Origin of the sequence: Dokdonella sp. (assembly GCF_049593775.1) — a bacterium.
In the GTDB taxonomy this organism is placed as follows: Bacteria; Pseudomonadota; Gammaproteobacteria; order Xanthomonadales; family Rhodanobacteraceae; genus Dokdonella.
Genome location: NZ_JBAWHJ010000197.1, coordinates 1 through 7,152 on the forward strand (window position 1 = coordinate 1; position 7,152 = coordinate 7,152).

Below are 7,152 nucleotides of genomic sequence, written 5' to 3' on the forward strand. Positions count from 1 at the left end.
ACGACGGGTTCGTTGAGTGCAGTGCCATGCAGCGACAGCCTTGAATCCAGCTTCGCGCCGATCCTCGAACTCAGTCAGTTGTCGGCAGAGCGCCAGCTCCTGCGCGGTGGCGTGGTCAACTATGCAGTGACACTGACGAACTCCGGAGGTGTTGCGACTGACGCACGGATCGGCGTGGCATTGCCCGAGGGCATCAGCCACATCGACTGGACCTGCAGCGGCTTCGCCGGGGCCGTATGTGCACGTATTTCCGGTGCCGGAGGAATCGACGAGGCGATAACCGCACTGCCTCCAAACGGCCACGTGAACTACTCGATCAGGGCTGCTCTTGCCCAGGATGCTCCGGCGTCGATAACGAATCTGGCAACAGTCACTCCGGCGACGGGCGCACAGTGCGCACGCGGTGAATGCAGTACGTCACTGTCCTTGCCGGTTGCCGAAGTTCCGACGGCCCACTTGCAGCTTTCCGTGCAATCTCCCACACCTGTCGTGGAGTCGGGTGGTGCAGCCATCTGGATGATTGATGTGCGCAATCTTGGCCGCGAGATTGCCGGAGAATTCGACGTCCGCACAACGCTGGAAGATTCCGGATTCGAGCCCAGGAGCTGGACGTGCGAGGGCATTGAATGTCCCGCGCCATCAGGAAACGGTGCACTCGCGCAAACCGTCAGGTCACTGGCCGTTTACGAGGGGGATGGTAGTGAGCGTGAAGCGAGCAGTGGGAGAATCGTGTTCACCATGTTCGGCATGGTAAACCGCCAACCCGACGAAACGGCGAGGTTTTCAGCTTCCGTTACCCCTGCCACCGGCGATACCTGTGGACCTGTGGATTGCCAGGGCAGCGTTGTCATGCCGGTTGAGGTGCTGGGATCTCCCGAAATTACGATCGAATTGATGTCGAACAACTTCGATGTTTTCCCGGACAGCCAGGTGCTCTACGAATTCACACTCGCCAATTTCGGCGGTGCGAATGCCGCCAATGTGACGGCGTTCAGCGTCGAGCCTCCGGAATTCACGTCGATCTCCTGGACCTGCAGCAGTTTTGGAGCCGCTACATGCCCTGCCTCCGGCACGGGCACGATCAACGAGGTCTTTGCCAGTATTCCAGGCAAGTCGGGAGTCACATTCGTAATCACGGCGAATACCGCCAGCACGTTGCCGCCGTCGATCGATTATCAGGTTGGCGCCACCGTGGATGTCGGAACTGCCTGTTTGCCGGCCAGTTGCACAAACACCCTTTCGTTGCCTGCCACGGACCAGCTGACGATCACGCTGGATTCAAGCGCTACGCAGGTAGTCCCTGACCAGGCGATCGACTACGTCTTTCGTCTCGAGAACACGGGTGGCGGGGACATCTTCGGAATCGACGCAATCAGCATGGAACCTTCGGATTTCGCATCCTCGTCCTGGACCTGCGTCGCCACGGGTGGAGCCAATTGCATGCCGAGCGGCGTTGGACCGATTTTCGAACCAATAAGCTCGATGCCCCAGGGTTCATCCGTGACCTTCACGATCACTGCACTCGCCGCAAGCGAGTTGGCACCGACAGTCGATTTCGAAGTCCGGGCCGTATTTGGCGGGCAGGGCGGGGCACCAACAGGATCGCTTCCCTGCAATCCGGTAGGCTGCTCGGTTCTGCTTTCGCTGCCCAGCGGTCTCGGTATTCCTCCGACGGTCGAGTTGAGCAAAACGGCAAACCAGACAAGTCTCGAGCCGGGTGGATCCGTTCGATACAATGTCGTCGTTGCCAATACGGGAACGATCGATGCAGTCAATCTGCAGTTGAGCGATGTGATCCCGGCGGGCTTGACGTCGTTTGCCTGGACCTGTTCGGCAACGGGCGACACCTCATGTTCGAATCCGTCCGGTACAGGCGATATTGATGAATTCATCAGTTATATCCCGGCCGGATCGGCGATTACCTACGTGGTCGATGCAGTGGTTTCGACCAGTGCGACGGGTACGGTAAGAAATCTTGCCTCGCTGATTCCGATAGATCCGACGACCTGCAATCCGGTGAGTTGTTCGGTGGCGTCGACGCTGTCTGTCGGTCAACCAGCCGCACTTGATGTCAGCAAGACAGCCGTTCCTGCTTCGGGCACCCCGATTGGTGCAAACCAGTCGATTACCTGGACGTTGAACGCATACAATTCCGGTGGCGCGACACGTAATCCAGTGACGTTGACCGACCGCATTCCGACCAACGTCAACAGCGCGAGCGTGGTGGCGGGAAGCGGTGTGACATGCAATACGCTGAGTCCGCAACCAGGTGCGAACCTGGTCTGCACGGTTGCAGCCGGCTTCACTGGCCAGCGCTCGGTCGATATCACGGCAATCGTGGCGGCTGGCGCGACGGGCAGCGTTACCAATACGGTTGACGCCAGCGGCCAGGATGGTCCGGCCTGCAGCGCCTGCACCGTCAGCAACCCGATCGTGGCCGACGTTGACGCCGGCATTGCAAATGCGCGTGCTTACAACGCGGGCGGCCTGGCCGGTGCCCTGATCGACATCGTCAACATGTCAGCCACCTCAACCCAGCCAGCTTCGGTAGTAGTGACCCCAGCTTCTTCGGTTCGATTCCTTGCTCCCAACGCGAGCGGATGCACGGCCACGCCAGGGGATGGCGGCAATGTCACTGTCAGTTGTCCGAGTCCGCCGAGCACGCAAGGCATCAATTGTTCGGCGAACAGCTGCACGATCGCAAGCTTGCCGCAGAATGGCGCAATCACGTTGTTCGTCGCATTGAATGGCGGCACGTCGGCCACTGTTCTGCTCAATGTGCCCGGTGATTCGGATCCCGCCAACAACACGCTTGTCCTTCCGCTCGGGGGTACGCCATGAGCCGCATTCATGATCGTCGCGTCATTTCGCCCGGAAGGGCGCGACTGGGGGGGATACTGCTGGCGCTTGTCGTTGCTTTGCCGGCGCAGGCCTTGGCGTATCAGGAGCTCGTCGTAGTCAGAAAGTCTGGTCAGTCCTCAAGCTATGTCACCCAGGCGAAAAACATTGCGGCAGCCGGTGCTGCGTGCAGCGACCAAAGCGTGGCTTTCGCCTTTACCGTGGAGCCGCGCGACGGTCCGACGCTGGAACTGCAGCGTGGCGAGGTCAGCTCGGCCGACATCGTCGTCGACGTCACACTGACCTGCTCAACTCTGGAAGGATCGGCAATCGTGCCGTTCGACGCGCAAGGTGGTACGGCGGTCAGCGGCGTCGATTACCTGTCCACCCCAGGCATTGCGCTACTCAACCTGAGCAATGCCGCCGGAGGTTCATCTGCGCCAGTTCCCGCGACGGTCCGGGTCGAACTGATCGGCAGCGGAACCACGGATTCGCAAACCTTGAATATCGTCCGCACCGAAGGTTCGTTCCAGGGTGTCTTTCCGGGCGGCGCGCCTATCGTGGGTTCCATTCCAGGCAGCTCCGCGGCGATTGTGAACATCACCATCTCGGGTCAGGTCACCATCGAGGATGGCGAGAACGTCTTGCCCAGATCCGACACCGCCGCCGACCAGGTGGCCGGGCCGACAACGGCGTTCTGCAGTGCGTCGGGTGGTGGCGCTGGTAGTAGCGGTTGCGCGGCAACCCAGACCGCCGCGGATATCGTCGCCAATCCAAACCTGCCCATCGAAGTCCGCACTGCGGCAGGAGTCGTGCTTCAGAACAACTTGCTGGCGATTGCGCCTGACGAAACAACTTCTATCGCTTTCGTCGCGCCTCTGATGGCCAGCGGTCAATCGAACAACCTGACCGAGCGCCTGGCCCAGTTGCGCGGATCGGACCAGGGCGGCACGATCAACGCAAGTGGTCTGACCTTCATGAACAACGGTTTGCCCATATCCGTGGGTAGCCTGAATTCACTTTTGAACGTTGACGACGGGGAGTCGGCCCGAAACGAAGAGCGACGCACGCTGCTCGGCGGTACCCGACTTGGGCTTTGGCTCAACGGCACGCTGGGATCCAGCGAGACCGACCGGCGTTCCGGAAACTCGGCATTCGATACCGACACCTGGAACATGACCGGCGGTGTCGACTACCGGTTCACCGACCAGTTCTTTGGCGGGGTCGCACTGGGCTATACCAGTCTCGATGGTGACTATGCGTTCGACCAGGGCAGCCTGGACGCCGATGCCACGACGTTCTATCTCTATTCGGGTTACTCGCTGCCGAACGGGCTCAGTTTCGACGGGTCTTTCAGCTACATGCGCACCGACTACCAGCAAAAACGCGTGATCGAACTCTATGAGCTCAATGCCGCGGGGAACGGGTTCCAGTCGCTGGGCAGGGACATTGCCAATGGCGATCAGACCGTGGACCAGTACGGCGTCAATTTCGGCGTGACCTATACGATCATGCGCGGAACCTGGACATTCGCACCCCAGGCTCAGATTTCTTACTTGCGTACAGAATATGACGCATTCCAGGAAACGGGGCCCTCGGAGTTCAATCTCAGCTACCTGAGCCGCAGCAACAGCGGCCAGGTTTTCTCGATCGGCGGCTATTTCGACAAGACGTTTGCGACCTCGGTAGGTGCGTTCCGTCCGTATCTGCGCGCTTTCTATTTCGCCGACAACAGCGGATCCGCAAAAGATTTGCAAAGTGTATTCGTCACGCCGGGTACAGACGGAAACCAGGTGCCGTTGTCGCTGTCCATGGTCGAGCCGGACAGTCGCTACGGTACAGCCGAAGTCGGACTGGGCTTCAGTCGGCCGATCGGTACGAGGACAGTCGATTTCAATTTCGGCTACATGCAGACCTTCAGCTTCCAGGACCTCAATCGCTGGCAGGTCAGGTTTGACGTCAGGATTCCGCTTTGAGACTGCAGGGTTGATGACGCATGAGCAATGACAAGCCAATCAAGCCCGGCAGCCACGATTTGCCGAAAGCGGCTTCGCCTGCTGACCCAGCGGGAAGTTCGGGCGACCAGCCCACCCGGATCATGCCGGGAAGAGGGCAGGGCTCCGGCGCAGAGGCTCCGGGTACTGCGGAGGCGCCTACGCGCATCCTGAGTCGGGACGAGCCAGAAACGCTTCTGGTGAATCGTGAAAGCGCAGACGATGAAGCCGCCGCGGCGACGAAAGTCCTGGCGTCCGGCGCGGCGAAAGATGCGAAATCGGCTGCAGGAGCTGTTCCCGAGACGAACGTGTCGATGCCGCAGATGGTGCCACCGGCCGTTCCGGCAGCCACCTCGGTTTCCGTTCCGCAGGCACCAGTCATCCAGGTTGGCGGGCCGCGGACAGGAGACTCTGCAACACCTTCATCGGCACGCACGGCGGGCAGCGCGGCAGATCGAGACGAGTTGCCCAAGGCCGGCGACTACATCAAGGACCGGTTCGAGCTGACCGAAGAATTGGGTCGTGGTGGCATGGGCGCCGTGTTCCGTGCTCGCGATGTGCGCAAGATGGAGGCGCTCGATCCGGATCCGTTCGTAGCCATCAAGTTCATCTCCGGCAGTCTCATCGGCTTCGAGAGGGCTTTTGTCGCGCTGCAGAGGGAGGCCAAGAACGCCCAGTCGCTCAATCACCCGAATATCGTCAAGGTGTTTGACTTCGATCGCGACCAGAACCTTGTCTATCTGACGATGGAGGTGGTGGAGGGTGTCGCCCTGCATGCGCGCATGCGCTCGGCGGCGACCAATCCGATGAGTGCCGAAGAGCGCACTCACCTTGTCCACGGCATGTTGGCGGGCATGGCGTACGCACATTCGCGCGATTTGTCGCATGCGGATTTGAAGCCGTCGAACATGATGATCGACAGCGAAGGGACCCTGAAGATCCTCGATTTCGGCATCGCCCGCCGTCGAGAGTACGACAAGGTTTTTGATGCCGACGACCTGTTTGCGCTGACCATCGACTATGCAAGTCCCGAGATGCTCAATCGCCAGCGCCCGACGCCGGCCGATGATGTCTATGCATTGGGATGCATCATTTATTCGATGTACACGGGTGGCCACCCGTTCAACCATGTGCGGGCCGATCTCGCGAAAAGCGAGAAAATGCGTCCTGAGCGTCCGCCTAACATGGGGCGCGTCCAGTGGCAGGCCTTGCGCAAGTCTCTGGCGTTCACGCGCGAGGAGCGATTTGCGGACGCCGCCGAGTTTCAGCGCGCGTTCGAGGCGCCGGACTGGCGAAAGATCGGCAGCATCGCAGCTGGCGTTTTCGTTGTGCTCATTGTTGCTGGCTGGTTCCTGGCCGATCCCGTGCAGAGCTGGATGACCGCATCGAGGCTTGATGCCGGGCAGGCTGCTTCGCTACAGCAAAGTCTGACCGACGGGTCCGAATATCTCGATGGAGGTTATGCCGAAGATGCGGTGTATGCCTATGCCGAGGCGCTTGCGCTCAACCCGTACAGTTCGGCTGCCCGCGGCGGTGCGCGTGAGGCATTGGGCAAGTTGCGTGAGCAGTTTACGCCGGATCAATATCGCAAATACCTGGAATCGCAGCTGCGCGAGGAGCGAAATCCGGCCTGGCTGAAGGATCTGGCAGAAGCCAAATTGAAGGCGATTCCGCAGTCTTGACCAGTTTTTTCCTGAAGCCGAGTGCATATTCACGTTGACGCGAACCAGTGACGACATTACCATTCCGCGCCTCTCCGGTAGTGGTTACCGAATCGGGCCTGCCCGTGGAGTCGAAGTCGGCGGGGTATAGCGCAGTCTGGTAGCGCGCCTGCTTTGGGAGCAGGATGTCGGGGGTTCGAATCCCTCTACCCCGACCATTCCGATTTCCCGCGGCGCGGTATGCTTGCCACGTGGACTGGTCTGTCGCAGGTTTCTGGCAGTTCGCTGCATGTCGATTGAAGATGCGCCCGTAGCTCAACCGGATAGAGCATCGGCCTTCTAAGCCGGCGGTTGCAGGTTCGATTCCTGTCGGGCGCGCCAATCCGGTTAAAGAAGTCAGGTATGGTTCGGTCAGTTTGTTTGATGCGGTAATCAGCGGTAGTGAGAAAGATTTTCTGGCATCCCGTTTGGCGGGATGTTGTTGGAAGCACGGTTTCAATGGTGGGCGTAGCTCAGTTGGTTAGAGTCCCGGATTGTGATTCCGGATGTCGGGGGTTCGAGTCCCCTCGCTCACCCCAATTTCGGCGATCTGACGTTCTCCATCTGATCGCAGTTTGATAAACTTGTTTGTCTGTTCGGGTCGTTAGCTCAGTTGGTAG

The 7,152-nt window shown here is 59.8% G+C and carries 3 protein-coding genes and 3 tRNA genes; all 6 read left to right on the top strand.

Annotated features, from left to right (window positions below; translation table 11 throughout):
- On the top strand, positions 1 to 2,841 hold a 2,841-nt coding region (locus WBP53_RS06885), incomplete at its 5' end, for a hypothetical protein (RefSeq protein ID WP_423927269.1).
- A complete protein-coding gene (locus WBP53_RS06890; RefSeq protein WP_423927271.1) occupies positions 2,838 to 4,814 on the top strand; it encodes an autotransporter outer membrane beta-barrel domain-containing protein in 1,977 nt (658 codons plus the stop codon). The genes WBP53_RS06885 and WBP53_RS06890, both read left to right, overlap by 4 nt.
- A 20-nt stretch (positions 4,815 to 4,834) precedes the next feature.
- The gene (locus tag WBP53_RS06895; protein ID WP_423927272.1) at positions 4,835 to 6,514 is read left to right on the top strand and encodes a serine/threonine-protein kinase; all 1,680 of its coding nucleotides are present in this window, start codon (positions 4,835 to 4,837) and stop codon (positions 6,512 to 6,514) included.
- A gap of 120 nt (positions 6,515 to 6,634) precedes the next feature.
- A tRNA-Pro gene (locus WBP53_RS06900) sits at positions 6,635 to 6,711 on the top strand.
- Between the two features lie 86 nt (positions 6,712 to 6,797).
- Positions 6,798 to 6,874: transfer RNA gene (locus WBP53_RS06905), tRNA-Arg, on the top strand.
- Between the two features lie 120 nt (positions 6,875 to 6,994).
- A tRNA-His gene (locus WBP53_RS06910) sits at positions 6,995 to 7,071 on the top strand.
- Positions 7,072 to 7,152: the final 81 nt, after the last annotated feature.